Source organism: Bradyrhizobium sp. SRS-191, from assembly GCF_024586915.1.
Lineage (GTDB): Bacteria > Pseudomonadota > Alphaproteobacteria > Rhizobiales > Xanthobacteraceae > Bradyrhizobium.
Map to the genome: position 1 here is coordinate 1 of NZ_JANBVS010000027.1, position 26,203 is coordinate 26,203.

Sequence of the window (26,203 nt, forward strand, 5' to 3'; positions counted from 1 at the left end):
TCCCGGCATTCCCCGCGCGATGGTTTTCACGCTTATGTCGCGCTCTCCCCAGTGTCCGGCTTCCTAGCCACTGTCGCCCGGAGATCATCGCCCCCGGACTTGACGCCAGCATCGGGGCGCCAGGACCACGCGTCTTCACGTCCGCAAGCCTGCCGTTCGTCCGCGGGCACAAGTCCCGCTGCGACACGCAAGCAGCCACCGCATCCCGCGCCCAACGTTCCGTGACGATCGCGAAGCGTCCCTCTCGAGGAGCACGGGATGCCGCACCATAGACATGATTTCCGAAAATTCGCAAGCAAATTAATTTTCGGAGAAATATTCGCCGACACTCCTTCGGACGTCATTCCGGGCTCATCGCTTCGCGATGCCTCGGAATGACGCGCGGAGAGAGGGTCGGCTGCCTACCATCGTCGTCCGCGCGGGCACGATGCGACGCGGCGGTGCCGCGTGCGCCTCTTTGCCGGCCCTACGGCACCTAACGGTGCGGCGAACGACGGCTTCGTTCCGGCGGGCTTTGCCCATAAGGGTTAAGCAGGCACATGGCTGAAAGGCTTGCAGCCGCCACCTTGCACGCGTCCCACGACCTGTACTGGCACGAGATCGTGGTGGAGCCGCCCCACTCCCATATCTGCAGGCAAACAGGATCTCTGCCATCGAACTGCTGAGCCGCGGCTGGAACGGTTGCCAGCACGGTGATCGAAGCCATGACGAGAAGCGCGCGCATCATGGCCCATCTTGGCACGAGGATGCCGAATTCGAAAGGGTCTGAGGCAGCCGTCGCCTTGGCGCGGAGCTCCATCAGCCGATCGGACCTGCCGTCAGCCCATGGCACGAACGTGCCATGGCGATACCCGCCCGCGCGGACGAAGATCAGGCGGACAGCGGCGCGGGCCCCGAGCACGTGTCGCTTCGAACCCCCAGGCGAATATCCCAAAGCGGAGATGGGAGATGACCGACGAAGTCCTCTGGACTGCCATGCGCCGCAAAGCAGTGACCGCAGCGGCGGCGCTCGGGGCCGTCGCCAACCTGCTTTGCATCATCCTCACCTTCCACAGAGGTGCGCTGACAACGAATGATTTCAATCATGGGTTCTACGCGGGCGTGTGGCTCGTGGTTCTCTTCGGCACCCCTCTCCTGACCCCCAGCTTCGCGCTGTTCGTCTTCCGTCGCTCCGCGCCGGGCGTGATCCTGTTGACCACGCTCCTGCTCTCGATCCTCACGATGAATGTCAGTGAGCTCATTCGCTACCGGGATATCGGCGTCTTCGAGCGCTTTCCGAAGTGGGACTCGCCCGGTGTGGCCCTGCTCTTTCTCAGCATGTTTGCCGCCGCGATGATCGTGGTGCGGGCCATCATCTGGCTCGTCCTTGTGCTTCAGGTGGACGATCCCGACACATCCGCCTCATGACTGCGTGATTGAGCGGACCTCCTATTCGAATGGGCAACCATTGGATTTTTCGTGGGCTTCGATGCAGCGGATCTCGAACGAAGCAGGGTGTCGAAGGCAACGCCCCCCACAGCTGTCGCCCCGCGAACGCGGGGGCCCATAGCCACAGGGCCGGGTTGCCTTGCGCGGGACTTGCGGCATGCCTGTTTCAGACATCACGCGGTATGGGTCCCTGCGTTCGCAGGGACGACACCTGTTGTTGTTGCTTGTTGGGGCGCCCTATCCGAACAGATGCGCCAGCCAGAATGCCGCGCCGGCGGCGAGGCCGCCGACGAGCGCGGTCTGCAAGGCGGACTTGATCTTGTTGACGCCGGTGAAGTGCCCCTTGATGGCGCCGAAGATCAGCAGCGCGACGCCGGTCGCAACCACCGAGATGCGCATGGCCGGCGCGATGTCGTGGACCAGGATGTAGGGCACCAGCGGAATCAGGCCGCCGATCACATAGGATCCGCCGATGGTCACGGCGCTGACCGGGGCGCGCTTCGGGTCGGGCCGTTCGAGGCCGAGCTCGAAGCGCATCATGAAATCGACCCAGCGCCTGCGGTCGGCCGCGATGGCCTCGACCACCGTCGTCAAGGCCTGGCCTTCGAGACCGTAGCCGCGAAAGATCTCCGCCACCTCCTCGATTTCACGGCCGCGAAGACGGTCGATCTCGTCGTGCTCGCGCCTCTCCTCGGCGGCGTAATGCTCGGCATCGCTGCGGGCGGCGAGATAGCCGCCGAGGCCCATCGCGATCGCGCCGGCCACGACTTCCGCGAGGCCGGCGGTGACGATCACGTCGGTCGTGGTGACCGCCGCCGACAGGCCCGCGGCGAGCGCGAACGGCACGGTGAGACCGTCGGCCATGCCGATCACGACGTCGCGGACGGTCTCGGAGGCGGTGAAATGCTTCTCGACATGAGGCGTGGCCGGCATGGGACCTCCGATTGGATCTCTGATGGAGTCCCTTTAGGCGGATTCGGCCAGCGTCTCGATGACATGAATCATTACCGCAGCAATCATCACCGCAGTCCCGGCACCATCCGTTTCAGGGTCCGGTCGTGCAGCCAATAATGATGCAGCAGGGCTGCGGCCGCATGCAGGCCGATCAGGATCATCAGGCCGTTGGCGAGCGCCTCGTGCATCTCCTTCATGTCGTGGGCGAAGCCGCGGTCGCCGACCCAGGGCGAGGCGATCTCGAACAGCCCGAACACGGGAAGCGCATAACCGCGGGCGAACTGCGTGAGGATGCCGAGGACCGGAATGGCGAACATGATGCCGTAGATCATGAGATGCACGATCTCGCCGGCGTGGACGGTCCACGACCCGAACCTGGTGGCCTCCGGCACCGGCGGCGGATCGGCGAGGCGCCAGGCGAGGCGCGCCAGCGCGAAGCCGAGCATCGACAGGCCGAGCGAGGCATGCATGAACAGGCCGATGTCATGGGAGCCTCGCGGCAGCATGTCGCCGAGATGACCGGAGATCCAGGCCGCGGGCACCAGAATGGCGACGATCCAGTGCAGGCCGATCGCGACGGAGCCATAGGTCTTGGCGGAGTTTCGAATACGCATAAACAGCTTCCTTCGGACAGGGGGCCCTGGCATCCGCCGGCGGACGCAGGGGGCATGGCCGAAGGGATAGCTGATCGGCGGCGTCGCGCGGCTGACGCCGGCCGTCAGCCCGCTGTCAGGATGGAACGCGGCGTCTCAGGCGCACGCGCCGGCGATGCGCTGCCGCGCAGCGCGGCGATCAGCGCCGGTGCGATCGTGATCTTCGCGCCGCCCATCGCGGAGCGCCCGATCTGCAGGCGCCAGCCATAGGCCTCGAGCACGTCCTGCACGATCGCAAGCCCGAGGCCGCTGCCCGGGCCCTGCTCGTCGAGGCGGCCGCCGCGCTCGAGCACGCGGCCGATCTTTGCGTCGGGAATACCCGGACCGTCGTCCTCGACGGTGACGATCACAGGAGCCGCGCTCGCGGCGATGCGCACGGTGCTCGTCGCATGGCGTGCGGCGTTCTCGAGGAGATTGCCGAGCACCTCGGCGAGATCGGTGCGATCCATCGCCACCCGCAAGCCGGCGGGCACCTCGCCATCGAAGCTGACATGGGCGGCGGCCGGCGTGCGCGCGAGCGTGCCGAGCAGCGCATCCACCAACGGAGCCAGTTCGGTCGCGGCCTCCGGCCCGCCGCGCGCCTTGCCGCGCAGCCGTGCCAGCGCCAGCTCGCGATCGACCTGGCGGCTCATCGCCTCGGCAACGTCCTCGACATTGCGCGCCAGCTCCAGCTGGCCGAGCTCCTTCAGCCGCGCGGCATCGGCCGTGAGCGCCGCGAGCGGCGTCTTGAAGCCGTGAGCGAGATCGGCCGCGCGGCTGCGCGAACGCAGGATCTCGCGGCTCTGCGCATCGAGCAGCGCGTTGACCTCCTCGACCAGCGGCGCCACCTCGGTCGGCACCTCCACCGGCAAATGCTGGCGCTGACCGCCGCGAATCTCGGCGACGCGACGGCGCAGCACCGCCAGCGGACGCAGGCCGAGACTGACCTGCACGGTGGTGCCGATCGCCAGGATGATGGCGAGCACGGCGAGCGCAATCGACAGATCCTTGGCGAAGGCACGCACCGCGCTCGTGGCGCCGTCGAGATCATAGGCGACGGCCGCGCGGACACGGATCTGGCTGCCCGGATTCATCACGATGCCGCGCTCGGCGACCAGCACGCGCGCCCCGACCGGTCCAGTCAGCTCGTGCTGATGCACGTCGCTCGGTCCGGGCTCGTCGATCGGCAGCGGCAGGATCGTGTCCCACAAGGAGCGCGATCGCAGCAGCTGGCCGTTATCATCGGAGATCTGCCAATAAAGGCCCGACAACGGCACGGTGAAGCGCGGATCGGCCGGCGGCCGCGCGACCATGATGCGGCCATCGGCATCGACCTCGAGCCCATTGAGCAGTTGGCGCAGATGCACATCGAGATCGGATGCGAGCGTCCGCGCGACATGGCGCTTGAACAGCACGACCATGCCGGCCCCGGCGACGCCGAGCGCGACCAGCAGCGCGATGGTGCCCGCCGCCACCAGCCGCAGCCGCAGCGAGCCGAGCTTCATTCCACCGTCTCCGGGATCATGTAGCCAAAGCCGCGGCGGGTCTCGATGATGTCGGCGCCGAGCTTCTTGCGGACGCGGCGGATCAGCACTTCGAGGGCGTTGGAGTCGTGGTCATGGCCGAGGCCGTAGACGTTCTCCTCCAGCTCGTGCTGCGGCACGACGCGCCCGCTCTGGCGCAGCAGATAGGCGATCAGCCGGTATTCCAGCTGCGACAGCGCGATCGGCACCCCGGACAGGCTGACCTTCATCTGCCGCTCGTCCAGCGTCAGGTCGCCCGACGACAGCACCGGCGCGGCGTGGCCTGACGACCGCCTGACGATGGCCCGGAGCCGCGCCAGCAGCTCCTCGTTGCGAAACGGCTTCGGCAGATAGTCGTCGGCGCCGGCATCGATGCCGTCGACACGCTCGGCCCAGCTCGCGCGCGCCGTGAGGATCAGCACCGGCATGTGCCGGCCCGCACCGCGCCAGCGCTTCAGGACCGACAGGCCGTCCATGCCGGGCAGGCCGAGATCGAGGATGACGGCGCCATAGTCTTCGGTGTCGCCGAGAAACCAGGCCTGCTCGCCATCGCCGGACGTCTCGACCAGATACCCCGCCGCCTGCAGCGTCCGCGACAGATCGGACGACAGCCGCGGATCATCCTCGACCAGCAGCACACGCATCTACTTTTCCTCGACCCGCTCGATCTCCCCGCTGCGCGCATCGACATAGACCTCGCGCACGCGGCCGTCGCGGCCGATCATCCGAAACTCATAGCGCCAGCGGCCGCGCTGGCGCTCGATGTCGATGCCCGTCACGTCGCCCGCGATCCGGCCACGCACGCGCGGCAGGATCTGCGACAGCGGCAGGACATCGCCCGCCTCCACCGCATGACGCACAGCATCGCGGCGCTCACGATCGTCCTCGCGGGCGTCGGTCGCCGCCGACGCCGCCGTCGAGATCAGCATCGCCAGTGTCGTGATGCGCATGAACCGTCCTATTTGAGGCAAATGCATGATCTTTCCGGGGCTCGGCGCTGGGATTGTCGAAGCTCTTCGTCATGGATCGCGCCTTCGCCGGCCGATTGTAGATTGCGGAGCATTCGCAAATGCTAAGAAGGCCGCGTGGATTTTAGTGTGGACTTGCGATGTCCAAATTGCGCCTGAGATCGATGCGGATGTCGAGACTCGCGCTTGTGCGGCATCCTGCCTCAGACAAGCTGACAAATCGCTGACGCGACACGACAGGTTGTCGTAAGCCTCGATGCAACAGACTGCCACACGCCCCCGACGCAGAGCGGGGCACGGATGAGCTCGGAGTGTGTGGGTATGCGTAGGACGTTGACATTGGCGGTGTTGCTGGCGGGGATCGGTGGAATTATCGCGGTGGCGCAGGCCAGCCAGGAGCCGGAGCTCGTGCCGGTGAGCCGCGCCCCCATCGGCGTCATGCATCTCCCGGCCGTGCACGTCCACGACGATGCCCGGATGCTGAGCTACGAGCCCGCCCGCCGCGAGCGCGAAGGCGACGACGACGATCAGGACGAGCCGCGGCGCTGACGGCAGTCTAGGCGGCCAGCCCCGCCTCGTACCAATCCCGGCTCGCCTTGACGATCCGCACGACCGACAGCATCACCGGGACTTCGACCAGCACGCCGACGACGGTCGCCAGCGCCGCTCCGGACTCGAGGCCGAACAGGCTGATGGCGGCGGCGACAGCCAGCTCGAAGAAGTTGCTGGCGCCGATCAGCGCCGCCGGAGCCGCAACGCACCAGGCGACGCCGAGCCGTCGGCTGAGCCAGTAGGCGATGCCTGCATTCAGATAGACCTGGATCAGGATCGGCACGGCGAGGATCGCAATGACGACCGGCTGCTTGAGGATCTGTTCGCCCTGAAAGCCGAACAGCAGCACCAGCGTGGCCAGCAGCGCCATCAGGGAGACCGGCTGCAACACGCGCAAGGTCCGCTCGAAGGCGTCGCCCTCGAGGCGCAGCAGCGCCCGGCGCCAGAGCTGCGAGACGATCACCGGCACCACGATATAGAGCAGCACCGACAGCAGCAGCGTCGTCCAGGGCACCGAGATCGAGGCGACGCCGAGCAGCAGCCCGACCAGCGGCGCAAACAGGAACACCATGATGACGTCGTTGAGCGCGACCTGGCTCAGCGTGTAGTGCGGCTCGCCCTCGCAGAGGTTGGACCACACGAACACCATGGCCGTGCACGGCGCCGCCGCGAGCAGGATCAGGCCGGCGATGTAGGACGATAGCTGCCCTGCCGGCAACATCGGCGCGAACACATGTCCGATGAAGAGGCTGCCGAGCAGCGCCATCGAGAACGGCTTGATCGCCCAGTTCACCAGCAGAGTGACGCCGATTCCGCGCCAATGCTCCTTGACGCCGCCGAGCGCGGCGAAGTCGATCTTCAACAGCATCGGGATGATCATCAGCCAGATCAGGCCCGCGATCGGCAGATTGACCCGGGCGATTTCGGCGGCGGCGACAGCGGCAAAGACGCCGGGCATCAGGTGGCCGAGAGCGATGCCGACGGCGATGCACGCCAGAACCCAGATCGTCAGATAGCGCTCGAAGTTCGTCATGGGATCAGGCCGCGTCGCCACGGAACGAGGATGCGCCCTCGCCTGCCCCGATCTCACGCAGCCGCGTCCCGAGCGAGAGCCGGTCGATGCGATCGAGCGGCAGGTTGATGAAGGCGCTGATACGGTTCTTCAGATAGCGGAAGGCGGTCGTGAACGCCGCGAGCTGTTGCAGCTCCGAGCCTTCCACCGCCGCCGGATCCTCGATGCCCCAATGCGCCGTCATCGGCTGCCCCGGCCAGATCGGGCAGGCCTCGCCGGCGGCGTTGTCACAGACGGTGAAGACGAAATCCATCACCGGCGCCCCCGCCACCGCGAACTCGCTCCAGCTCTTCGAACGCAGCGCCTCGGCCGGATAGTCCATGCGTCCGAGCAGCTCGATCGCAAGCGGGTGCACCGCGCCCTTCGGCGCGCTGCCGGCCGAGAACGACCGGAAGCGGCCGGCGCCGTCCTTGCGCAGGATCGATTCGGCGAGCACCGAGCGTGCGGAGTTGCCGGTGCAGAGAAAGAGAACATTGTAGTTGCGATCAGGCACGGCTCTTCTCCTTCCGCTTCGGCGGACAACAGGGCGTGAGACTTGCAATGAGGGGCGCGCAGACCTCCGGCCTGCCGCCGCAGCAATCCCGGAGCAGGAACAGCGTGACCTCCTGGAATGCCGTGAGATCAGCCCGGTAGACGATCGAGCGGCTGTGCCTGATGGAGCTGACGAGGCCGGCGCGCGCCAGCACCGAGAGGTGCGATGACAATGTGTTCTGCGGCACTTCGAGCAGGCGTGCGAGTTCGCCGGCCGGCAGGCCCTCAGGCTCGTGCTGCACCAGGATGCGGAAGGCCTGCAGCCGCGTCGACTGCGCAAGCGCGGCCAGCGCCAGGACGGCATGTTCGTTTTCCATATATCGAGAATTATCGATATATGTGGCGAGCGTCAAGGACCGGTTCGGTGGTGTCGTCGTTGAGAGGTCGCGGCCTCGTCCGCCGCCTCAGCGCAAACGGAGGTGGGTGTCGCGCACGGTGAGCTCGCCGGACCGCTGCATCCGCGCCAGCGCGCGATAGAGCGCTTCATGGGTGATGCCGAGTTCGGCAGCCCAATCCTTCTTGGTCCGGCCGAGCACGATGGCGGCGCCCTCCCCCTCCGTTTCGATGAAATGCACGATCCGCTCGCGCGCGCTCTTGAGGCTGAGCCGCTCCGACTGTGTGCGGACCCGGCGCAGCTCGCGCGCGAGGTGGTCGCTCCATTTGTCGCGGATCTCCGGCCGGCGCAGCGCATCCGCGAAGGCTTGGCGCTCGATCGCGAGCACGGTCGAATCCTGGGCGGCCACCGCATCGCAATGATAGGCCGGCTGGTCGAGACTGGCCTCGGCCAGAAAGCCCTGCCGCGCACGCTGCAGGATGACATCGTCGCCGACGCGCGAGCGGCGCAGCAGCCTCACCTCCCCGTCCAGCACGAAGAACATCGCCTGAGGCCGATCACCCCGGCAGAACAGGCTGCCATGACGTTGCAGCTCGATGCGCCGCGTGCGCAGCCGCGCGGCGGCCGGCAGCGCAGCCAGCAGCGGCGACAACCGTGCGAGGGCTCGCCAATCGAGCTGCGGCAGGCCATTTGACGAACCGCCAGCCGCGCGATGGTCGGTCGAAGGCATATGATCCGGATCATATGCCTTGACCGGCCGCCCGGTCTACTCCAGCGCGCGACGACCGATCGGAGGAAAGACCTCATGCGCCTGCCTTGCCGCCACCACACTGGCGTTCGTTGCCGCCGCCGGCATCGCCAGCGCGCAGCATCACGGCCATCACGGCCTCGGCAGTGACGGTCCGCCAGTGGCTGACGCGCGCGAACGGGTGGCCTTTCCGCCTGAAATGACCGAGCACACGCTCGCCAATATGCGCGACCATCTGCTGGCGCTGCAGCAGATCAATGACGCCCTCGCAGCCGGCGAGATGGACCAGGCAGGCCGCATCGCCGAGCAGCGCCTCGGCATGACCTCGCTGCGGCTGCATGGCGCGGCCGAGGTGGCCGGGTTCATGCCGCAGGGCATGCAGGACGCCGGAACGGCCATGCACAAGGCCGCGAGCCGCTTCGCCATCGCGGCACAGGACGCAGGCGTGACCGGCGATCTCAAGCCGGCGCTGAAGGCGCTGGGCGAAACGATGGCGGCCTGCGTCGGCTGCCATGCGGGCTACCGGTTCAAATAGCGGAGGGCCGGACGACGGCGTGCCCACACTGCAGCCTCCCCGACTATTTCCAATATTCTAGAAATAGCGTTTGACTCTCGGCGTGCCCCGTTCCATCCTCGACATTATGAAGCTCGATGACGCCGCCGCCCGCCTGGAAGCCCTCGGCAACACCACCCGCCTGAAGATCTACCGCGCGCTGGTGCGGGCCGGGCATGCCGGGATGGCGGTCGGAAAGCTGCAGGAGCGGCTGAAGATCCCCGCCTCCACCCTGTCGCATCACGTCAAGACGCTGGTGGCCGTCGGCCTGATCTCGCAGCAGCGCGAGGGCACGACCCTGGTCTGTCATGCGGAATACGACGTGATGCGTTCCCTTCTCGGCTTTCTCGTCGCCGAATGCTGCGTCGAGGAGCGCGGCTGCGGCGCCGCGCAAACGGCCGCATGATATTGGCTTTTAATTCGATCCTTCTAGAAATATAGGAGATGAGACATGACGGAAGCCAAGACGGTCGCGATCATCGGCGCCGGCCCGGTCGGGCTCGCGGCGGCAGCGCATGCGATGGAGCGCGGCTTGAAGCCGATCGTGCTGGAGGCAGGTCCCGAGGCCGCGCATGCGGTGCGGCAGTGGCAGCACGTGCAGCTGTTCTCGCCGTGGAGATACAATGTCGACACGGCGGCAGCGCGGCTGCTCGCTTCGACCGGCTGGAATTCGCCTGATCCCGATGTCTATCCGACCGGCCGCGAGCTGATCGAGTCCTACCTCGCACCGCTGGCGACCCGCACGGCGCTGCGCGACGTCATCAGGACCTCGCATCGCGTCACCGCGATCAGCCGCGCAGGGTTCGACAAGGCCAAGTCGAAGGGACGCGCCGCGGCACCGTTCGAGATCCGCACCCGTAACGGCAAGGGCGACGCGGCAATGCAGGCCGATGCGGTGATCGATGTCTCCGGCACCTGGTTCTCGCCCAATCCGGCCGGCGGCAACGGCCTGCCCGCGCTGGGCGAGCGCGAACATCAGGGGCGCATCGCCTATGGCATGCCCGACCTACGCGGCGCCCAGCGCGGCCGCTATGCCGGCAAGACCGTCGCCGTGCTCGGCGGCGGTCATTCGGCCGTCGGCACCTTGATCGACCTTGCGGCGCTCGCGCAGGACGCGCCGGGCACGCAGGCGATCTGGCTGCTGCGGGCCGACGATCCCGCCAAGTCGTTCGGCGGCGGCAGCGCCGACCAGCTTGCTGCGCGCGGCGAGCTCGGGATGGCCTTCGCGGCGCTGGTGCGCTCGGGCCGCATCCGGGTCGAGAGCGGATGTCACGTCGCCCGCATCGCCGATGACAACGGACGGCTGCAGATCATCACGAGCGGTGATCGCAGCATCACCGCGGACGAGCTGATCGTCGCGACCGGCTTCCGTCCGGATCTCTCGCTGTTGTCGGAGCTGCGGCTCCGGCTCGATCCGGCGATCGAAGCACCGATCGCGCTGGCGCCGCTGATCGACCCGAACGAGCATTCCTGCGGCACGGTGCGGCCGCATGGCGCGCGCGAACTGGCGCAGGCCGACGAGCCCGGCCTGTATCTCGCGGGCATGAAGAGCTATGGCCGCGCGCCGACCTTCCTGATGATGACCGGCTACGAGCAGGTGCGCTCGATCACTGCCGATATCGCCGGCGACAAGAAGGCGGCCGCGCGTGTCGAGCTGCAGTTGCCGGAGACCGGAGTCTGCACCCGCGGCGGGGTCGGGAGCATTGCAGCCTTGCCCGGCTGCTGTGGCGGACCGGCGCCGGCAGAGGTAGACAGTTGCTGTGCCGACGACGCCAAGGCCAAAGCGGCGGGGCGCACCGGCTGCGGCTGCTCCTGACGTCGCGCGAACGAGAGGTTTTGGGGAATGCAGGCACGACGGCTGGGCGTGGTCATCGCTCTCGGCACCGCCCAGACGCTGGCCTGGGGATCGAGCTACTATCTGCCGGCGATCCTCGCCGATCCGATCGCGCGCGACCTCGGCATCTCCGACAACTGGTTCTTCGCCGCCTTCTCGGCCTCGCTGATCATCTCCGGTCTGCTCGGCCCGCGCATCGGTCGGCAGATCGACCGCGTCGGCGGCCGGCAGGTGCTGTGCGCCTCCAACCTAGTTCTGGCAGTCGGGCTCGCGCTGCTCGGCCTGTCGCATTCGCTATGGGTGATGGCGATCGCGTGGCTCTGGCTCGGCGTCGGCATGGGGCTCGGGCTCTACGATGCCGCGTTCGGCGCACTCGGGCGCATCTACGGCAAGGACGCGCGCGGCTCCATCACCGGCATCACCCTGATCGCGGGCTTCGCCTCCACGGTCGGCTGGCCGCTGAGCACCTGGGGGCTCGCGACGATCGGCTGGCGCGAGACCTGCTTCGCCTGGGCGATCGCCCATCTCGTCATCGGCCTGCCGCTCAATCTGTCGCTGCCGCGCGCGACGCAATTGGCGGCAGGTGAGGCGCAGACCGCCAAGCCGAACATCCCGCTCGACCGCCCGATGGTGCTGATCGCCTTCGCGATGGCTGCGGCCTGGACGGTGACCGCGGCGATGGCGGTGCATCTGCCGCGGCTGATGCAGGCGTTCGGCGCGACACCTGCGCAGGCGTTGTTCGCCGGCATGATGATCGGGCCGGCACAGGTCGCGGCCCGCGTATTCGAGGCGGGCTTCCTCAGCCGCTTCCATCCGCTGGCCTCGGCGCGGCTCGCCTGCATCACCCATCCGATCGGCGCGCTGACGATCGGATTGTTCGGCGGCGGCGCGGCCGCCGCCTTCGCGCTGCTGCATGGCTCGGGCAATGGCATCCTGACGATCGCCCGAGGCACGCTGCCGCTCGCGATCTTCGGCCCGACCAACTACGCCTATCGGCTCGGCCTGATCGGCGCGCCGTCGCGGATCTGCCAGGCCTTCTCGCCGCTGCTGTTCGGCCTGCTGATCGACGCGCTCGGCCGCGGCGTGCTGATCGTGTCGGCGAGCCTCAGCCTGTCGGCGCTCACAGCCCTGATGCTGCTGTCGGCCGAGCGCGCGGACGCGGCCGTGCCTAGTGGAGCGCCGGACAAGGCGGCCTGAGCGCTTTAAGATCTGCTTAACCAGCTTTCGGGTCTTCCGCACCGGCGTGGCGGCGGCGCTGGGCATGATGACGCGCATATACGGAAAGTTGAAGCTTCGGCGAAACGATGCTCCGTGGTCATACGGGGGGCGTTCACGACACGATGGCATTGCAGCGCAAACACATGCTTCGTGCCGGAGCCGTAGCCGCCTGTGTCGGGATCTTCCTGGCCGGCGCCGATCTCGCCGTGACCGCACTGATCGGCGGCCAGACGACACGGCAACTCAGCGAACTCAGCAAAGTGGCGCTGCGCCGCTCCGAGGCCGCGATCGATTCCGCCGGCGCGATCCTCAACCGCCTGATCGCCAAGGGACCGATGGATTGCAGCGCCATCGCGCTGCAGGCGCTGCGCCTGAACGTCTATCAAGGCACGATCATCAAGGACATCCGCACCGTCAATCGCGATGGGTCGGTGCTGTGCTCGGCCTATCCCGAGACGCTCGAATTCGACAATGGCTGGGCGCGGCAGGAGGAGATGTTCAAATCCGCCGACGGCGAGCTTCGGCTGTTCCAGGTCGAGCAGTTCACCGGCGCGGCCTTCGCCGTGATGCGCGAGATCGACGCGACGCGATCGCTGGCGGCCATCCTGCGCATCGACGGCAATCTGCTCGACGTGATGCCGGTCGGCCTGCGCGGCGAGAGCGACATCACCTTGACCCTGCCCGATGGCGAGCAGGTCGCCGGCTATCATCCCGGCGCGGCAGCCAAGCCGTCGGCGCAGTCGGTCGCCTTCACCACCGTGTCCGACCGCTACCCGCTGCAAGCCACCATCCATGTGCGGCCGCAGAGCCTGAGCGCGCGCCAGGAGACGGCCTATCTGTTGACCATGCTCGCCGCCGGCGTGCTCGGCGGGCTGTTCGGCCTGCTGCTGGCGAGCTACTTGAACCGGCCGGTCGATCCAGTCGCCGAGCTCGATCGCGGGCTCGCGGCCCATGAGTTCAAGCCCTATCTGCAGCCGACCTTCCGGCTGAAGACCGGCGACATCGTCGGCTGCGAGATCCTGGCGCGCTGGGAGCGGCCGGATGGCCGGGTCATGCAGCCGATGAGCTTCATCCCCCTCGCCGAGAGCACCGGCCGCATCGAGACGCTGACCTGGCAGATCCTCAAGACCGCGCTGCGCGAGCTGCAGCCGGAGATGAAGCAGGACAAGCTGTTCAAGATGTCGGTCAACATCACGCCGCGGCATCTGCTCGGCGACGGCTTCATCGACGAGCTGCGCAAGGTGGTCGCATCGTCTTCCGTCTCGACGCGCCAGGTCGTGCTGGAGGTCACCGAACGCGAGGAGCTGGCCGACCTCACCAAGGCAACCACCGTGGTCAAGGAGCTCAGCGATCTCGGCTTCCGCATCGCGCTCGACGATGTCGGCATCGGCCATAGCGGCCTGTCCACCATCCAGCGGCTCGGCGCGCGCATCCTGAAGATCGACAAGTTCTTCGTCGACGCGATCACGCGCGACCAGTCGGCGGCCGTGGTGGTGCAGATGCTGGTGGCACTGGCGCGCGAGCTCGACATGTCCGTCGTTGCCGAGGGGATCGAGCACCAGGAGCAGGTCGACGCGCTGCTCGCCTGCGGCGTCGAGGAAGGCCAGGGCTATCTGGTCGCGCCGCCGCTGTCGCTCGACCGGTTCAAGCAGTTCCTCGACGTGCGGCGCGCCGCGGCTGCGACCGGCCGCGTGGCCAAGCCGGAGCTGGCGGCCTAGCCGCGCGCTCTATTGCTTCACCATCTGCCCGCGGATCTCACCGCCCGGATTGGCCTGGGTGTGGATGTTTGCGTACCATTTGCCGGCAATGAGATCGGCGGCCTGCGCGTCGGTGAGCGCAGCCGCGCCGGTGATCGGCGGCTCCGGGCTCTTGAACGGCAGCACGATGCCGGCGGTCTTGCCGGGCTCGCTGGGGCCGTGGAAATGCGCGCCGATCGGCGGTCCGCTCAGGCCCGAAAACGTGATCTTCCAGGTCAGCGTCTTGGTCGCGGTATCGAAGCTCGCCTCCGCAGTTCCGGACGCCGTGCTGCCATTCGGCGGCACTTCGTTGGCGGCTTTCAGCTCCGATGTCAGGACAATGGTATCGGCGTGAGCGAGCGGCGTGGCCGCGAGGCAGGCGGCGAACACGAGCAGCGCCCAGCCAGACTTCCGATGCATGGTTTCCCCCGGTTGTTTTGCGCAGTCTGGAGTCTGACGACCCCCGAGGCAAGCCGTTATTCCGCCGCACGCACCGAACCAACGGCGACCGGCTTGATTGATCAATGCGGGCCGCTGTGCCAAACAGGCGGACCCTCACAAGGAGCACGACAGAAGGCGATGGCGGAACGGATGGCTGCTTCCAAGACGGCGCGCGGCAAGGTCGGACGTCCCTCGCTCGAACGTGCCGGTGAGGTCGAGGAGCGCATCCTGGATGCCGCCAAGACGGTGTTCCTCACTCAGGGCTTCGAGGGCGCGAGCGTCGACGAGATCGCGCAGACCGCGCGCGCCGGCAAGCCGACAATCTACGCGCGCTTTCCCAGCAAGGCGGCCCTGTTCGCGGCGGTGATCTGCCGCCAGGCGGCGAACAATACGCAATATGAGAACCTGGTGCCGCAGGGCCGCAGTTTCCGTGCTCGCCTCGTCAACCTTGCCATGACGCTGATCGAGCGCGCCTTCGTCGGCGAAACCATCGGCCTGATGCGCACCGCGATCGCCGAGAACCCACGCTTCCCCGAGCTGACGCTCGAGATCCAGGACTCGGCACGTGAGCGCGCCACGCGGAATGTCAGCCATGTGATCGGCGAGCTGGCGCGCGCCGAAGGTCTTTACGGCAAGGGCGCCTTCGCTGCCGACAGGCTCGAGGAGACCACGAAGATCTTCATCGATCTCGTCGTGTTCTCGATGCTGTTCCGCGCTTTGCTCGGCGAGGACATGCGCGCGCTTAAGAAGGAAGCACAGGCCTATGTCGAAGGCCGCGTGGATTTCTTTTTGTCGGCGGCGACGTAAGCCATAGCTAGTCCCGCTCGGTGACGCGCAGCTCCGGGAAGATCGTCTCGTCCTGAAGGATGACGTCGGCGGTGCGCTGATAGTGCGCAGTCAGAAGCGCGACGGCACCCTCGACATCCGCGTTCAGCACGGCAGTGACGATCGCGGCGTGCTCGTCGCCGACCGCGCGTGACGGAAACGCCTTGCGGATCGAGAGCCGGCGGTAGCGATAGAGCTGGTCGGCGAGCTGGCCGCAGAACGCGACGAGCGATTGCGAGCCGCAATTTGCGATCAGGACACGGTGATAGATGCGGTGCAGCCGCTCCCACTCCGGATTGTCCTCGAAGGTGGTGGCGCTGAGCGAACGCGGCGCGCGGCTGAGACGGTGCTGCGCCAGCACCAGCTGCTCCTCCCATTGCGGCGTCTTGGCCTTCATCGACTCGCGCAGCGCCAGCGCCTCGACCCAGCAGCGCGTCTTGGTCAGCTCGGCGAGCTCGGCGCGGCTGATGTCCTTGACGTAGAAGCCGCGCTGCTCGCGCACCTCCACCAGGCCGTCGGCCGTAAGGCGGTTCAGCGCCTCGCGCAGCGGCGTCTGCCCGGTCTGATAGGCCTCGGTCAGGAAGCGCATCTGCAGCTTGCGCGATGGCGCCAGCCGCCCGGACAGCAGGTCCTCGCGCAGCCGGTCATACACATGGCTCGCCTGGGTCGACGGGCCCTGCCCCTCGGCCTCCACAACCGCATCCACGTCCGATCTCCTCCGATTCCGCTTCGAAATATAGAGCTTTGCCTCAAAACACAAAATTTATAAATTCTGATTGATTTTGATTTTTTATGTAATAATGAAGATCGAGCCGGATCACCGGCCACGGCACAAAAAACTTGGCGCGCACCCCACGGTGTTCGCGCGGGAGGACACGTCCATGACCCGGTTTCCGGTCACGGCTCTGCGCAGCGTCGACCTCGGCACGCCCGATCTCGAGCGGTCCGAGGCGTTCTATCGCGAGGTCTGGGGGCTGGAGCGGGTTGCGACGGCCGACGGCGTGGTCTATCTGCGCGCCACAGGGAGCGATCATCACGTGGTCGCGCTGCATCGGAGCGAAAGCACCGAGCTGAAGGCGGTGACCTTCCGCTTGGCCGAGGCAGCCGATTTCGACGCGGTCTCACGCAACGCCATCCGCGCGGGTGCAACGTTGATCGCGGCGCCCGCGCCGAACGCAGCGCCCGATGGCGGCGAGATCATGAGCCTGCGCAGCCCGGAAGGCTGCGTGTTGCGCTTCGTGCATGGCGACGTCCCGCATGAGGCCCGGCCGTCGCGGCCGGAGCTGCCGGAGCGGCTCGCTCACGTCAATCTCAACAGCAGAGATGTCGACCGCACCGCCGCGTTCTACGAGCGCGCGCTCGGCTTCAAGCTGACCGACCGTTCGGCCGCGATGGCCTTCGTCCGCTGCAATTCCGACCACCATGCCGTGGTGATCGCGAGCGCCAAGGTCGACGGTCTCAACCACGTCGCCTTCCTGATGCCGACCTGGGAGGGCGTGATGCGCGGCGCGGGACGCATGATCGACGCCGGCTATCCGATCGCGTGGGGCGTCGGCCGCCACGGGCCCGGCGACAATGTGTTCGCCTATTTCATCGATCCCGTCGGCACCGTCATCGAATACACCGCCGAGGTGCTGCAGGTCGACGACGACTACGTCGTGCGCGGCCCCCAGCATTGGGTCTGGCCGCCCGGCCGCACCGATCAATGGGGCATCGCGCCGCCCAAGGCCGATCACGTCAAGGCCGCGCAGCTTGCGGTCGGCTTCGCCTGATCCCTTCTCATCCACGAGTTTCGACATCCATGTCCGCCAAATCAGAGCATTATCAGGTCGTCATCATCGGCTTCGGCCCGACCGGCGCCGTCATCGCGAGCCTGCTCGGCCGCGCGGGCATCGCCACGCTCGCGATCGACCGCGCCCGCGAGATCTACGACAAGCCGCGCGCGATCGCGCTCGATCACGAGATCATGCGGCTCTTCGACAATCTCGGCATCGCCGGTGAGGTCAGCCGCTACGTCGCGCCGTTTCCGGCCTCGGAGCATTTCGGAGCCCAGGGGCAATTGATCCGCCGCATCGACATGGTCGGCGAGCCCTACCCGCTCGGCTACACGCCGAGCATGGTGTTCACCCAGCCGCCGGTCGAGCAGGTGATGCGCGACCGCGTCGCGCGCTGTCCCTCGGTGACCGTCGAGCTCGGCACGACGCTGGTCGACATCCGGCAGGATGCACAGCGCGCAACCGCCGTGCTGACGCGCGAGGACGGCGCCACGCGCGAGGTGAGCGCCGACTACGTCATCGCCTGCGACGGCGCCTCCAGCACCGTGCGCCAGACGCTCGGCATCCACTTCGACGATCTGGACTTCGACGAGCCCTGGCTGGTGGTGGACCTGCGCGTCAACGTGACAGGCGCCGGCAAGCTGCCAAAGACGGCTGCCCAGTTCTGCAATCCGGCGCGGCCGACCACCTTCATCATCGGCCCCGGCAACCATCGGCGTTTCGAGATCATGCTGCGTCCCGGCGAGGACCGCCATGCCATGGAACAGCCGGAGCAGGTCTGGCGATTGCTCGCGCCCTGGCTCTCTCCAGATGATGGCGAGCTGTGGCGCGCGGCGAGCTACCGCTTTCACGCGCTGGTGGCGAGCCGCTGGCGGCAGGGCCGCGTGCTGCTCGCCGGCGATGCCGCGCACCAGCAGCCGCCCTTCATCGGCCAGGGCATGTGCCAGGGCCTGCGCGACGCGGCGAATCTCGGCTGGAAGCTCATCCGCGTGCTGCGGGCAGAGTCGCCTGACACGCTGCTCGACAGCTACGAGGCGGAGCGCAGCACCCATGTGCGCGAGCTCACGACCCGCATCAAGGCGATCGGCCGCGTCATCTGCGAGCAGGATCCGGCGGCCGCGGCGGCGCGCGACGCGCGCATCCTCGCCGAGGGCGGCGGCGCGCCGCGCACCATCACCCGCCAGGAGATCGTGCCGCCGCTGACGACGGGGTTGCTGGCGACGAAGGCGAATGCCGCCAACGGCACGCTGTTTCCGCAGCCCTGGATCGTGCGCGACAGCGGGCGCGCCCTGCTCGATACGATCGCGGGCAGCGGCTGGCGCCTCGTCTGCAATGGCAGCGCTGATATCGCCGATGGCGCCGCCATCCCGCCGGCCGGGATCACGACAGTCGCTATCGGCGGCAGCGGCCTGCAGGAGGAGAGCGGCGTCGTTGCGCGCTGGTTCGAGCGCCACGGCTGCGGCGCCGCGCTGGTGCGGCCCGACCACTACGTCTACGGCCTCGCCAAGGACGCGCCGGAGCTCGCCTCGCTGCTGAGCGAGCTGAACGACCGACTGAACTAATCAAAACAACAATATCACACGGGGAAACGCCATGACGACACCAACGGACGCCACGACAGGATCAGCGGGAGGACGCGCCATCGCCGTTCTCGTGATGCTGTTCCTGTTCCAGACGCTGAACTTCTTCGACAAGCTGGTGTTCGGCCTGTCGGCCGTGCCGATGATGAAGGAGCTCGGCTTGAGCCCGAAGGATTTCGGCCTGATCGGCAGCAGCTTCTTCCTGCTGTTCTCGCTGTCGGGCATGGCGGTCGGCATGTTCGTGGTCGGCCGCTTTCCCGTCAAATGGCTGCTGCTGATCATGGCCGGGATCTGGTCGGCGACGCAGCTGCCGATCTTCTTCTCCAGCTCGATCACGGTGCTCGTGATCTGCCGCATCATCCTCGGCGCCGGCGAAGGGCCGGGCCTGCCGACAGCGCTGCACGCCTGCTACAACTGGTTTCCGCAGGACAGACGCAGCGTGCCGAGCGCCGTGGTGCTGCAGGGGATCAGCGTGGGCTTGCTCGCCGGCGGTCCGATCCTGACCTATGTGATCGTCAACTACGGCTGGCGCACCGGCTTCCTGTTCTGCGGCCTGCTCGGGCTCGCCTGGATGGTCGGCTGGTTCTTCGTCGGCGGCGAAGGCCCCTATTCCGCCCATGCGCCGGAGGCCGCGACTGCAAAGGACAAGGCGCTGCCCGCGCGGGTGCTGTGGGGCGATGCCACCGTGATCGGGGTCATCATCATGTCGACCGCGTCGTATTGGATCGTCGGCATGTCCGCGACCTGGCTGCCGCCCTACCTGCAGCTCGGGCTCGGCTACAAGCAGGTCGACGTCGGCTGGATCATTTCAGCGATCTATCTGTTCCAGTCGCCGCTGCTGCTCGGCGGCTCCTGGCTGACGCAATTTCTGCAGCGGCGTGGCGTCAGCCTGCGTGCCTGCCTTGGCCATGCCTCCGGCCTCGCCCTGCTCGCCGCCGGTTGTGCGCTGCTGCTGTCCATCGTCACGACCGGTCCGCTGCAACTCGCCTGCGTCGCCATCGCCTTCGCAGCACCGAGCCTCACCACGATCTTCGGCCCGGTCGCGCTCGGCGCCATTGCGCCCGCCGTGCAGCGCGGTCGCCTGATCGTCGTGATCTATTCGGGCAACGCCGCGTCGGCGCTGATCTCGAACGCGCTGACCGGCTGGATCGTCGGTGAAGCAGGCCCCAACGCGCCGCTCGGCTACGCCCACGCCATGACCTTCACCGCCGGCGTGCTGATCGTCGGCGCCCTCTCCGCCTTCGCCCTGATCTTCCCGGAGCGCACCATTGCGCGCTTCGCGCGGACGGCGCAGGAACCAGCCTCCCCCTCCGCCGTCGCGGCGGTCTCGACCTGACCAGAGGACATCAGATGAAATTTGCGAGCTTCACGATCAACGATACGCCGTCCTGGGGACTGGTCGAAGGTGACGAGATCGCCGATCTCGGCGCCGTCTGGCGCGACCGCTTTGCTGATTTGAAGTCGGTGATCGCAGCCGATGCGCTCAAGGACGTCGCCGCGTCGGCGACGCGCGCCAGGCGGCATCCGCTGGCGGCCATCACCTTCCTGCCGGTGATTCCGAACCCCGACAAGATCCTCTGCATCGGCCTGAACTACGAGACCCACCGCAAGGAGACCGGCCGCACGGAGGTCGAGAACCCCACGGTGTTCGGCCGCTTCGCCAACAGCCAGACCGGGCATCTCGGCAACATCATCCGCCCGCGCGTCTCGACCGATCTCGATTTCGAGGGCGAGCTCGCCGTCGTCATCGGCAAGCCCGGCCGCTACATCCCGCGAGCTGAGGCCTTCCAGCACATCGCCGGCTATGCTTGCTACAATGAGGGCAGCGTGCGGGACTTCCAGCGGCATACGCATCAGTTCACGCCCGGCAAGAATTTTCCCGACACCGGCGCGTTCGGTCCGTGGCTCGTCACATCAGACGAGATCGACGATCTCGGCCCGCTCAGGCTGCAGACGCGGTTGAACGGCGAGGTCGTCCAGGAGGCGACGATCAGCCAGATGATCTTCGATATCCCGCGCCAGATCGAATATTGCTCCTCCTTCACCCGCCTCGAGCCCGGCGACGTCATCGCCACCGGCACCCCCGGCGGCGTCGGCTCCCGCCGCACGCCCCCGCTGTGGATGAAGCCCGGCGATGTGGTGGAAGTCGAGATCGACCGCATCGGCTTGCTGCGGAATGGGGTTGCTGACGAGGCGATGTGAGCTTGCCTCTCGGAAATGCCCCCGTTCTCATCACCGTCATTCCGGGGCAGCCCGCCAGGGCTGAACCCGGAATCTCGAGATTCCGGGTTCGATGCTGTCGCATCGCCCCGGAATGACGGCGGAGAAACCAGTTCCTCCTCAATGCGCCATCGCCGCGCCGCCGCCGAGCTTCACCTTGCGCAGCGTCAAAGCCAGCGGGATGGCTGACAGCGAGATCAGCATCAGGGCCCAGTAGACGTCGACATAGGCCAGCAGCGACGACTGCGCCTGGACGGTCTGGCCGATCCAGGCGAGCGCCTGCTGCTTGGCCTGCACCATCGAGCTGCCATGGGCGGCGAAGTAGTTGGTCACCTGGTTCAGCGTATCCTGATAGGCCGGGTTCGACGGAATGGTGTTCTCGACGAGACGGTTCTGGTGGAACTGGCCGCGGTGCGCCAGGATGTTGGCGGCGAGCGACACGCCGATCGAGCCGCCGGTGTTGCGCGCGGCATTGATCAGGGCCGAGGCCTGGTCGGTTCGTTCAGGCGGAATGCCGTTGTAGGACGCTGTCGTGATCGACAGGAAGATCAGCGGCAGGCCGATGCCGATCAGCATCCTGGACTCCGCGAAGAACCAGAAGTCGACATTGGCATAGACCCGGGTGAGGTCGTACATCGCGAAGGCGACGACGGCGGCGCCCGTCATGATCATGTATTTCGGCTGCACCTTGCCCGATAGCTTTCCGACCACGAACATCATGGCCATGGTGACCAGGCCGCCCGGCGACAGCACGAGGCCGGCCCAGGTGGCGGTGTAGCCGAAATCCTGCTGCACCATCTGCGGCAGCATCTGCGTGGTGCCGAGCAGGATCGCGCCGGTCGCCAGCATCACCAGGAAGCAGGCGCCGAACTGGCGCGAGGCCAGCATGCGCACATCCACAGTCGGGTTCTTCTGGTTCATCTCCCACGGGATCATGGCGACGAAAGCCGAAACGCAGACCGCTGCGGTGATCACGATGAAGCGCGAGTCGAACCAGTCGTCCTCCAGGCCGCGGTCGAGCATCAACTCGAGCGCGCCGAGGAACGTCGCGACCAGCACGAAACCAATGACGTCGAAGCCATGCGCCTGCTTGCGCCGCTGCTCCGTCACCTCCTCCGGCTCCTTCAGGATCAGCCAGATCAGCAGCATCGCCGCGACGCCGACGGGGCCGTTGATCAGGAAGCACCAGTGCCAGGAGGCGTTGTCGGAGAGATAGCCGCCGAGCGTCGGACCGACCACGGGCGCGACGACGACCGCGACGCCGAACAGCGCGAACGCCTGGCCGCGCTTTTCCGGCGGGAAGGAGTCGGCGAGGATCGACTGCGCCACCGGCACCATGCCGCCGCCGCCGAGCCCCTGCAGGATGCGGAACAGCAAGAGCACCTGCAGATTCCAGGCGAAGCCGCACAGCACCGAGCTCGTGGTGAACAGCCCGAGGCACATGATGAAGAACGCCTTGCGGCCGAAGCGCTTGGCGAGATAGCTCGACGCCGTCAGGATGATCGCGTTGGAGACCAGATAGGTCGTCACCACCCAGGAGGATTCGTCCTGGCTGACGCCCATGCCGCCCGCGATATAGGGCAGCGCGACGTTGGCGATGGTGGTGTCGAGCACCTCCATGAAGGTCGCGAGCGCAACCAGCACCGCGATGATCCACGGACTGCCGGCGCGCGGCGCGGAGAGAGCAGCAGCCTTGCTCATCGCATCAGCCTTCTCACAGCACAGCCTTCAGCCGCTCGTAGAGCGACGGCTTGGGATCGACGCGCACCTTCGGCACCACCGACATGCCCGGCCCGAGCGCGACGTCGGTCGGCGGATCATCCATCTCGATCTTCACCGGTACGCGCTGCACGATCTTGACGTAGTTGCCGGTCGCGTTCTGCGGCGGCAGCAGCGAGAACGCCGGGCCCGAGCCGGACTGGACGCTGGCGACATGGCCGCGGATCTCGCGCTCCGGATAGGCGTCGATCTCAAGGCTCACCGGCTGGCCGGGGCGCATCTGGTCGAGCTGGGTCTCCTTGAAATTGGCCGTGACCCAGACCTCATCGGGCACGAACATCGACAGCGCCGTGCCCTGAGCTGCGAACTGGCCGTCAGCGGCGCTGAGATTGACGACGCGGCCGGGCTGCGCCGCGGTCACCGTCGTGTAGGACAGATTGAGCTGCGCCTGATCGCGTTGCGCCTGCGCCTGGGCCAGATTGGCGTCGGCGCTCTCGCGCTGCGCCTTCAGTGACTCCAGCTGACGCTGCGCGACCTGCAGATTGGCCTGCGAGGAGGTCAGCGCCGCCTTCGCCTGCTGGAGCTGCGACGTATATTGCTGCTCGCTCTGCACCGTGCCGGAGCCGGTGCGGGCGAGGTCCTGATAGCGCTTGGCCTGCTGCTCGGCGAACGTCTCCCCGGCCTGGGACTGTTCGACCTGGGCCTGGCCCGCGGTGATCTGCGCCTGCTGGACCGCGATCTGGGCGTCGATGTTATGGATCGCCGCCTCCGCGGACCTGACCTGCGCCTCGGCCTGCGCCAGCGCCGTCTTGTAGTCGCGGTCGTCGATGCGCGCGATGACGTCGCCGGCCTTGACATGCTGGTTGTCGGTGACCGGAACCGAGGTGATGTAGCCCGACACTTTCGGCGCGATCGAGAACTGGCGCGCGGCGATGAAGGCGTCGTCGGTGCTCTCGAAGTGGCTGGCGGCGTCGTAATAGACGTAGCCGCCAGCGGCCGCGGCAAGCAACAGAACCAGCCCGAGCGCCGCCCCTGCAGGGTGCCGCCGCAGCAGCCCCCTCCGCGGCTTGTCGCCCTGCTCGCTTTGTCCCTCTTGCGCGGGAGGCGGCTCGTCCGGCTGCTGCGTGTCGCGGTCGGTCTCGCGGCGGAGCTCTTTCACGGCATCGCCGCGCCATTGCTTGAGCGCGCGCTCGCGCGCCGGAACGGTCTGATCGGCTGGCTTGGATGGGGGTGTGGGCTCGGTGGTGGACGACGACTGCACAGCCATACGGCTCTCCGAAAAGAACGATACTGTTTCGTTCTGAAATAGACGATCCTTCTGAACAAGCAAGCCCGTGAGCCCGCTTTGGGATCGATAACTTTTCGTGAGCCGCACCTAAAATTTCCGTCATCTGATCGTAGGCACGATCAGATGACTACCCCCGATCCGGGGAACTCAGCGCCCAGGCTGCGGACCGGCGATGCGCGCGACGAGGGTCGACGCGGCGACGACAGGCGGAATCACGAAGCACCAGCTGCCGAGCCGGGTAAACAGCAGCGCGGCCGCGCCGCAGCCCAACGCAAACGCCGCGACGTTCACCGCCATCTGCACCAGCCGTCCCGGCGGTGGCGCCTGGCCCTTGTCGCCGAGATAGATCTTGTCGGCGATGTCGATCATCACCTGGGTGGTCGTGCCGGTCATCAGCGTCGAGGGCGGCGCGGTCGGCAGATGGATGCGATGAACGGCGTTCTGAATCGCCATCGCCGCGACCAGCACCATGCCGGTGAGGATCGCCTCATGGCTGTCGCCGTTGTGGAACGGACCGAAATGGATCGCGAGGGCGGCGCCGAGGATGAGCAGCACCAGCTTGACAGCAATCAGGATCTCGAAGGCGCGCGACCATTTGCGTGACAGCAGCGTACCGGTCAGCCGCGTCGCGATCACGACGACGCAGAACACCGGCAGCGCCAGCAGCTTGGCGATGGCCCCGGAGGTGCCGAGCGCCAGCGCCGCGCCAAACGTCACGAAGTTGCCGGTGACATGCGCCGTGAACAGGCCCTGCAGCGCCAGGAAGCCGGCGGTGTCGACGTAGCCGGCATTGACGCTGAGCAGCAGCGGGACGATGCGCGAGTCGGTGGTCGCCATGGGGTTCCTGCCTTCGTGGGTCAGAGCGCGTATTTCAGCTCGATGCCGATGTAGTTCGAATCGTGCCCGCCGGCGCGGCGCAGCGTGTCGCCGATCTCATAGTGCACGGCCTCGAGCGCGCCGGTGAGATTGGCGTTGAAGCGGTAGTCGGCGCGCAGCTGTCCATAGACGCCGGACCAGAGGCTGCCCTGCCCGGCCGTGCCGGCCACCGCGACGTTGGGCTGGACGTAGATCGCGTCCGCCGTCGTCGCGCGCCATTGCAGGCCGATTGCGGCCATGAAGGACAGCGCGGCCGTGGGCTTCACGGTCAAGGATGGCTTGAGGTGGATCAGGTTGGTGTAGCCGGTGAAGCCGGCCAGCGAGAAATAATAGCCGTTCGGGAACAGCGGATTGAACGTCTCGATCTTGCCGTCGCCGGGATGGCGGTCGCCGGAGGCGACGTCGAGCTGGAGGCCGATGCGCGGCTGCCAGGCGACATCGGTGAACGTATAGCCGGCCCGGGCGCCGGCGCCCCAGGCACGGATCTGCTTGGCGCCGACCGAGCCCGCCTGCCCCATCGCCTCGAGATCCCAGTCGAAGCCGGCGAGCTTGCCGGCGAAGCGGAGGTCGAGCACGTGCCGCTGTTCGAGGCCTGCGGCATCGAGGAAGCGCGCATTGTCGCGCTGATAGTAGGAATAATACGCCGACAGCTCGTTGGTGCCGAGCACCTGGCGCTCAACGCGGAAGGTATGGAACAGGAGCTTGCCGTTCGAAATATCGTCGAACGGACGCACCAGATTGTACTGCACGGGCTGGCTGACGAAGCCAATGAAGCGCCAGGGACCGCTCTCCCAGTCACCCCAGAGCGCATCGAAGGATTGCCGCACGTTCGGGCCATCACGCGACGAGACGAAGCGCTGCAGGTCGAAGTCGAAATCCTGCCGGCCGACACGGGCCTTGAACGTGCCCTGCTCGGTCGCATTGACGTAGGCCAGGAACGCGAGCCGGAGATCGAGCGGGTCCTGGTCGACCGAGGTGATGTTGGCCTTACCGAACGCGCGGTCGTCTTCGAGCTGCACGAACGCCTGCCAGTGCTCGTCGAAATGCGCGTCGGCATGAATCTGCAGGCGCTGCAGCACGTGAGAATCCGGCTTGGCGCCGCCGATGCCGAAGCTCGCCGCATCCAGGCTCTCGAACCGCTCGCGCAGGGTCATGCCGAATGAGACGTAACTCTGCGGCAAGCCCGGTTGCAGCGGGATGTACTTGATCGGATCAAACGGCCCGGTGCGCAGCGCCGGGTTCGCGAGGACGGACCAATCTTCCTGCCAGCGGTTGGTGCGGATGGCGGGACGAGCGTCCTCGGCAACGGCGAGGCCGCACGACGCAGCGATCATCGCAGCGGCGGCCGCCATCGTCCTCGTCAGTGCCTGAGAGATTCCCACGCGCATCCCCATCC

At 67.1% G+C, this 26,203-nt stretch carries 28 protein-coding genes; 12 read left to right on the forward strand and 16 right to left on the reverse strand.

Features of this window, described 5'->3' with window-relative positions; genetic code table 11:
* Positions 1-475: 475 nt before the first annotated feature.
* On the reverse strand, positions 476-799 hold the full coding sequence (locus NLR35_RS31405) for a DUF3551 domain-containing protein (RefSeq protein WP_306577823.1): 324 nt from the start codon (positions 797-799) through the stop codon (positions 476-478).
* Between the two features lie 149 nt (positions 800-948).
* Here NLR35_RS31405 and NLR35_RS31410 point away from each other — a divergent pair, with 149 nt between their 5' ends.
* Complete coding sequence (locus tag NLR35_RS31410) at positions 949-1,407, forward strand: hypothetical protein (RefSeq protein WP_257170421.1); 459 nt, start codon at positions 949-951, stop codon at positions 1,405-1,407.
* Between the two features lie 258 nt (positions 1,408-1,665).
* On the opposite strand, the gene NLR35_RS31415 is transcribed toward NLR35_RS31410, so the two are convergent.
* From NLR35_RS31415 to NLR35_RS31435, 5 genes are all read right to left on the reverse strand, one after another.
* Positions 1,666-2,361: a VIT1/CCC1 transporter family protein gene (locus tag NLR35_RS31415; protein ID WP_257170422.1), complete on the reverse strand. Its 696-nt coding sequence runs from the start codon at positions 2,359-2,361 to the stop codon at positions 1,666-1,668.
* Positions 2,362-2,447: 86 nt separating this feature from the next.
* Positions 2,448-2,996 (reverse strand): cytochrome b, encoded by a 549-nt coding sequence (locus tag NLR35_RS31420; protein WP_257170423.1) that lies wholly within the window; start codon positions 2,994-2,996, stop codon positions 2,448-2,450.
* 104 nt (positions 2,997-3,100) lie between these two features.
* Positions 3,101-4,519: a sensor histidine kinase gene (locus NLR35_RS31425; RefSeq protein WP_257170425.1), complete on the reverse strand. Its 1,419-nt coding sequence runs from the start codon at positions 4,517-4,519 to the stop codon at positions 3,101-3,103.
* On the reverse strand, positions 4,516-5,181 hold the full coding sequence (locus NLR35_RS31430) for a response regulator transcription factor (RefSeq protein WP_257170426.1): 666 nt from the start codon (positions 5,179-5,181) through the stop codon (positions 4,516-4,518). Before NLR35_RS31430 ends, NLR35_RS31425 begins: the two co-directional genes overlap by 4 nt.
* On the reverse strand, positions 5,182-5,487 hold the full coding sequence (locus NLR35_RS31435; protein ID WP_006609813.1) for a PepSY domain-containing protein: 306 nt from the start codon (positions 5,485-5,487) through the stop codon (positions 5,182-5,184). It lies immediately after the preceding gene.
* A 339-nt stretch (positions 5,488-5,826) separates the two neighbouring features.
* Here NLR35_RS31435 and NLR35_RS31440 point away from each other — a divergent pair, with 339 nt between their 5' ends.
* Positions 5,827-6,054 carry a hypothetical protein gene (locus NLR35_RS31440; RefSeq protein WP_257170427.1) on the forward strand — a complete coding sequence of 76 codons (228 nt, stop codon included), beginning with the start codon at positions 5,827-5,829 and terminating at the stop codon, positions 6,052-6,054.
* 7 nt (positions 6,055-6,061) lie between these two features.
* On the opposite strand, the gene arsB is transcribed toward NLR35_RS31440, so the two are convergent.
* From arsB to NLR35_RS31460, 4 genes are all read right to left on the reverse strand, one after another.
* Positions 6,062-7,090 (reverse strand): ACR3 family arsenite efflux transporter, encoded by a 1,029-nt coding sequence (gene arsB / locus NLR35_RS31445; protein ID WP_257170428.1) that lies wholly within the window; start codon positions 7,088-7,090, stop codon positions 6,062-6,064.
* Between the two features lie 4 nt (positions 7,091-7,094).
* Positions 7,095-7,622, reverse strand: coding sequence for an arsenate reductase ArsC (locus tag NLR35_RS31450; RefSeq protein WP_257170429.1), 528 nt, complete (start codon positions 7,620-7,622; stop codon positions 7,095-7,097).
* Positions 7,615-7,977 carry a helix-turn-helix transcriptional regulator gene (locus tag NLR35_RS31455; RefSeq protein ID WP_257170430.1) on the reverse strand — a complete coding sequence of 121 codons (363 nt, stop codon included), beginning with the start codon at positions 7,975-7,977 and terminating at the stop codon, positions 7,615-7,617. Before NLR35_RS31455 ends, NLR35_RS31450 begins: the two co-directional genes overlap by 8 nt.
* A gap of 87 nt (positions 7,978-8,064) precedes the next feature.
* Complete coding sequence (locus NLR35_RS31460) at positions 8,065-8,724, reverse strand: Crp/Fnr family transcriptional regulator (RefSeq protein WP_257170431.1); 660 nt, start codon at positions 8,722-8,724, stop codon at positions 8,065-8,067.
* Positions 8,725-8,743: 19 nt separating this feature from the next.
* On the opposite strand from NLR35_RS31460, the gene NLR35_RS31465 reads away from it, so the two are divergent.
* The 5 genes from NLR35_RS31465 (at position 8,744) to NLR35_RS31485 (ending at position 14,065) form a co-directional block, all read left to right on the forward strand.
* Positions 8,744-9,277, forward strand: a complete 534-nt coding sequence (locus NLR35_RS31465) for a hypothetical protein (RefSeq protein ID WP_257170432.1) — start codon at positions 8,744-8,746, stop codon at positions 9,275-9,277.
* A gap of 106 nt (positions 9,278-9,383) precedes the next feature.
* Positions 9,384-9,701 (forward strand): helix-turn-helix transcriptional regulator, encoded by a 318-nt coding sequence (locus tag NLR35_RS31470; protein WP_257170495.1) that lies wholly within the window; start codon positions 9,384-9,386, stop codon positions 9,699-9,701.
* A gap of 45 nt (positions 9,702-9,746) precedes the next feature.
* The gene (locus NLR35_RS31475; RefSeq protein WP_257170433.1) at positions 9,747-11,111 is read left to right on the forward strand and encodes an NAD(P)-binding domain-containing protein; all 1,365 of its coding nucleotides are present in this window, start codon (positions 9,747-9,749) and stop codon (positions 11,109-11,111) included.
* Between the two features lie 27 nt (positions 11,112-11,138).
* On the forward strand, positions 11,139-12,326 hold the full coding sequence (locus tag NLR35_RS31480) for an MFS transporter (protein ID WP_257170434.1): 1,188 nt from the start codon (positions 11,139-11,141) through the stop codon (positions 12,324-12,326).
* Between the two features lie 164 nt (positions 12,327-12,490).
* On the forward strand, positions 12,491-14,065 hold the full coding sequence (locus NLR35_RS31485; RefSeq protein ID WP_257170435.1) for an EAL domain-containing protein: 1,575 nt from the start codon (positions 12,491-12,493) through the stop codon (positions 14,063-14,065).
* Between the two features lie 9 nt (positions 14,066-14,074).
* Here the strand turns inward: NLR35_RS31485 and NLR35_RS31490 are convergent, their stop codons facing one another.
* Entirely contained in the window at positions 14,075-14,503 is a 429-nt protein-coding gene (locus tag NLR35_RS31490; protein ID WP_257170436.1) for a CHRD domain-containing protein, read from the reverse strand.
* Positions 14,504-14,674: 171 nt separating this feature from the next.
* Here NLR35_RS31490 and NLR35_RS31495 point away from each other — a divergent pair, with 171 nt between their 5' ends.
* Complete coding sequence (locus NLR35_RS31495) at positions 14,675-15,331, forward strand: TetR/AcrR family transcriptional regulator (RefSeq protein WP_257170437.1); 657 nt, start codon at positions 14,675-14,677, stop codon at positions 15,329-15,331.
* Between the two features lie 7 nt (positions 15,332-15,338).
* Here the strand turns inward: NLR35_RS31495 and NLR35_RS31500 are convergent, their stop codons facing one another.
* The gene (locus NLR35_RS31500) at positions 15,339-16,055 is read right to left on the reverse strand and encodes a GntR family transcriptional regulator (RefSeq protein WP_257170438.1); all 717 of its coding nucleotides are present in this window, start codon (positions 16,053-16,055) and stop codon (positions 15,339-15,341) included.
* A gap of 175 nt (positions 16,056-16,230) precedes the next feature.
* Between NLR35_RS31500 and NLR35_RS31505 the strand changes: the two genes are divergently transcribed.
* Genes NLR35_RS31505 through NLR35_RS31520 form a run of 4 tightly spaced genes read left to right on the forward strand, consistent with a single transcriptional unit; the run spans position 16,231 to position 20,906 of the window.
* The gene (locus NLR35_RS31505; protein ID WP_257170439.1) at positions 16,231-17,121 is read left to right on the forward strand and encodes a VOC family protein; all 891 of its coding nucleotides are present in this window, start codon (positions 16,231-16,233) and stop codon (positions 17,119-17,121) included.
* Positions 17,122-17,150: 29 nt separating this feature from the next.
* The gene (locus NLR35_RS31510) at positions 17,151-18,686 is read left to right on the forward strand and encodes a bifunctional 3-(3-hydroxy-phenyl)propionate/3-hydroxycinnamic acid hydroxylase (protein ID WP_257170440.1); all 1,536 of its coding nucleotides are present in this window, start codon (positions 17,151-17,153) and stop codon (positions 18,684-18,686) included.
* Positions 18,687-18,717: 31 nt separating this feature from the next.
* Positions 18,718-20,040 carry an MFS transporter gene (locus tag NLR35_RS31515; protein ID WP_257170441.1) on the forward strand — a complete coding sequence of 441 codons (1,323 nt, stop codon included), beginning with the start codon at positions 18,718-18,720 and terminating at the stop codon, positions 20,038-20,040.
* A 14-nt stretch (positions 20,041-20,054) separates the two neighbouring features.
* Entirely contained in the window at positions 20,055-20,906 is an 852-nt protein-coding gene (locus NLR35_RS31520; RefSeq protein ID WP_257170442.1) for a fumarylacetoacetate hydrolase family protein, read from the forward strand.
* A 138-nt stretch (positions 20,907-21,044) separates the two neighbouring features.
* On the opposite strand, the gene NLR35_RS31525 is transcribed toward NLR35_RS31520, so the two are convergent.
* From NLR35_RS31525 to NLR35_RS31540, 4 genes are all read right to left on the reverse strand, one after another.
* Positions 21,045-22,625, reverse strand: a complete 1,581-nt coding sequence (locus tag NLR35_RS31525) for a DHA2 family efflux MFS transporter permease subunit (protein WP_257170443.1) — start codon at positions 22,623-22,625, stop codon at positions 21,045-21,047.
* A gap of 13 nt (positions 22,626-22,638) precedes the next feature.
* Positions 22,639-23,910, reverse strand: coding sequence for an HlyD family secretion protein (locus tag NLR35_RS31530; RefSeq protein ID WP_257170444.1), 1,272 nt, complete (start codon positions 23,908-23,910; stop codon positions 22,639-22,641).
* A gap of 168 nt (positions 23,911-24,078) precedes the next feature.
* Complete coding sequence (locus NLR35_RS31535; RefSeq protein ID WP_257170445.1) at positions 24,079-24,768, reverse strand: YoaK family protein; 690 nt, start codon at positions 24,766-24,768, stop codon at positions 24,079-24,081.
* A 20-nt stretch (positions 24,769-24,788) separates the two neighbouring features.
* Positions 24,789-26,201, reverse strand: a complete 1,413-nt coding sequence (locus tag NLR35_RS31540; RefSeq protein ID WP_257170446.1) for an alginate export family protein — start codon at positions 26,199-26,201, stop codon at positions 24,789-24,791.
* Positions 26,202-26,203 lie beyond the last annotated feature (2 nt).

Bases quoted from the DNA above. Each gene is read 5' to 3' on its own strand.
- NLR35_RS31515 (WP_257170441.1), top strand. From the start codon at position 18,718: ATGACGACACCAACGGACGCCACGACAGGATCAGCGGGAGGACGCGCC.
- NLR35_RS31405 (WP_306577823.1), bottom strand. From the start codon at position 799: ATGGAGCTCCGCGCCAAGGCGACGGCTGCCTCAGACCCTTTCGAATTC.
- NLR35_RS31535 (WP_257170445.1), bottom strand. From the start codon at position 24,768: ATGGCGACCACCGACTCGCGCATCGTCCCGCTGCTGCTCAGCGTCAAT.
- NLR35_RS31490 (WP_257170436.1), bottom strand. From the start codon at position 14,503: ATGCATCGGAAGTCTGGCTGGGCGCTGCTCGTGTTCGCCGCCTGCCTC.
- NLR35_RS31505 (WP_257170439.1), top strand. From the start codon at position 16,231: ATGACCCGGTTTCCGGTCACGGCTCTGCGCAGCGTCGACCTCGGCACG.
- NLR35_RS31485 (WP_257170435.1), top strand. From the start codon at position 12,491: ATGCTTCGTGCCGGAGCCGTAGCCGCCTGTGTCGGGATCTTCCTGGCC.
- NLR35_RS31415 (WP_257170422.1), bottom strand. From the start codon at position 2,361: ATGCCGGCCACGCCTCATGTCGAGAAGCATTTCACCGCCTCCGAGACC.
- NLR35_RS31510 (WP_257170440.1), top strand. From the start codon at position 17,151: ATGTCCGCCAAATCAGAGCATTATCAGGTCGTCATCATCGGCTTCGGC.
- NLR35_RS31525 (WP_257170443.1), bottom strand. From the start codon at position 22,625: ATGAGCAAGGCTGCTGCTCTCTCCGCGCCGCGCGCCGGCAGTCCGTGG.
- NLR35_RS31475 (WP_257170433.1), top strand. From the start codon at position 9,747: ATGACGGAAGCCAAGACGGTCGCGATCATCGGCGCCGGCCCGGTCGGG.
- NLR35_RS31495 (WP_257170437.1), top strand. From the start codon at position 14,675: ATGGCTGCTTCCAAGACGGCGCGCGGCAAGGTCGGACGTCCCTCGCTC.
- NLR35_RS31460 (WP_257170431.1), bottom strand. From the start codon at position 8,724: ATGCCTTCGACCGACCATCGCGCGGCTGGCGGTTCGTCAAATGGCCTG.
- NLR35_RS31430 (WP_257170426.1), bottom strand. From the start codon at position 5,181: ATGCGTGTGCTGCTGGTCGAGGATGATCCGCGGCTGTCGTCCGATCTG.
- NLR35_RS31480 (WP_257170434.1), top strand. From the start codon at position 11,139: ATGCAGGCACGACGGCTGGGCGTGGTCATCGCTCTCGGCACCGCCCAG.
- NLR35_RS31455 (WP_257170430.1), bottom strand. From the start codon at position 7,977: ATGGAAAACGAACATGCCGTCCTGGCGCTGGCCGCGCTTGCGCAGTCG.
- NLR35_RS31530 (WP_257170444.1), bottom strand. From the start codon at position 23,910: ATGGCTGTGCAGTCGTCGTCCACCACCGAGCCCACACCCCCATCCAAG.
- NLR35_RS31410 (WP_257170421.1), top strand. From the start codon at position 949: ATGACCGACGAAGTCCTCTGGACTGCCATGCGCCGCAAAGCAGTGACC.
- NLR35_RS31435 (WP_006609813.1), bottom strand. From the start codon at position 5,487: ATGCGCATCACGACACTGGCGATGCTGATCTCGACGGCGGCGTCGGCG.
- arsB (WP_257170428.1), bottom strand. From the start codon at position 7,090: ATGACGAACTTCGAGCGCTATCTGACGATCTGGGTTCTGGCGTGCATC.
- NLR35_RS31540 (WP_257170446.1), bottom strand. From the start codon at position 26,201: ATGGGGATGCGCGTGGGAATCTCTCAGGCACTGACGAGGACGATGGCG.
- NLR35_RS31470 (WP_257170495.1), top strand. From the start codon at position 9,384: ATGAAGCTCGATGACGCCGCCGCCCGCCTGGAAGCCCTCGGCAACACC.
- NLR35_RS31420 (WP_257170423.1), bottom strand. From the start codon at position 2,996: ATGCGTATTCGAAACTCCGCCAAGACCTATGGCTCCGTCGCGATCGGC.
- NLR35_RS31425 (WP_257170425.1), bottom strand. From the start codon at position 4,519: ATGAAGCTCGGCTCGCTGCGGCTGCGGCTGGTGGCGGCGGGCACCATC.
- NLR35_RS31520 (WP_257170442.1), top strand. From the start codon at position 20,055: ATGAAATTTGCGAGCTTCACGATCAACGATACGCCGTCCTGGGGACTG.
- NLR35_RS31440 (WP_257170427.1), top strand. From the start codon at position 5,827: ATGCGTAGGACGTTGACATTGGCGGTGTTGCTGGCGGGGATCGGTGGA.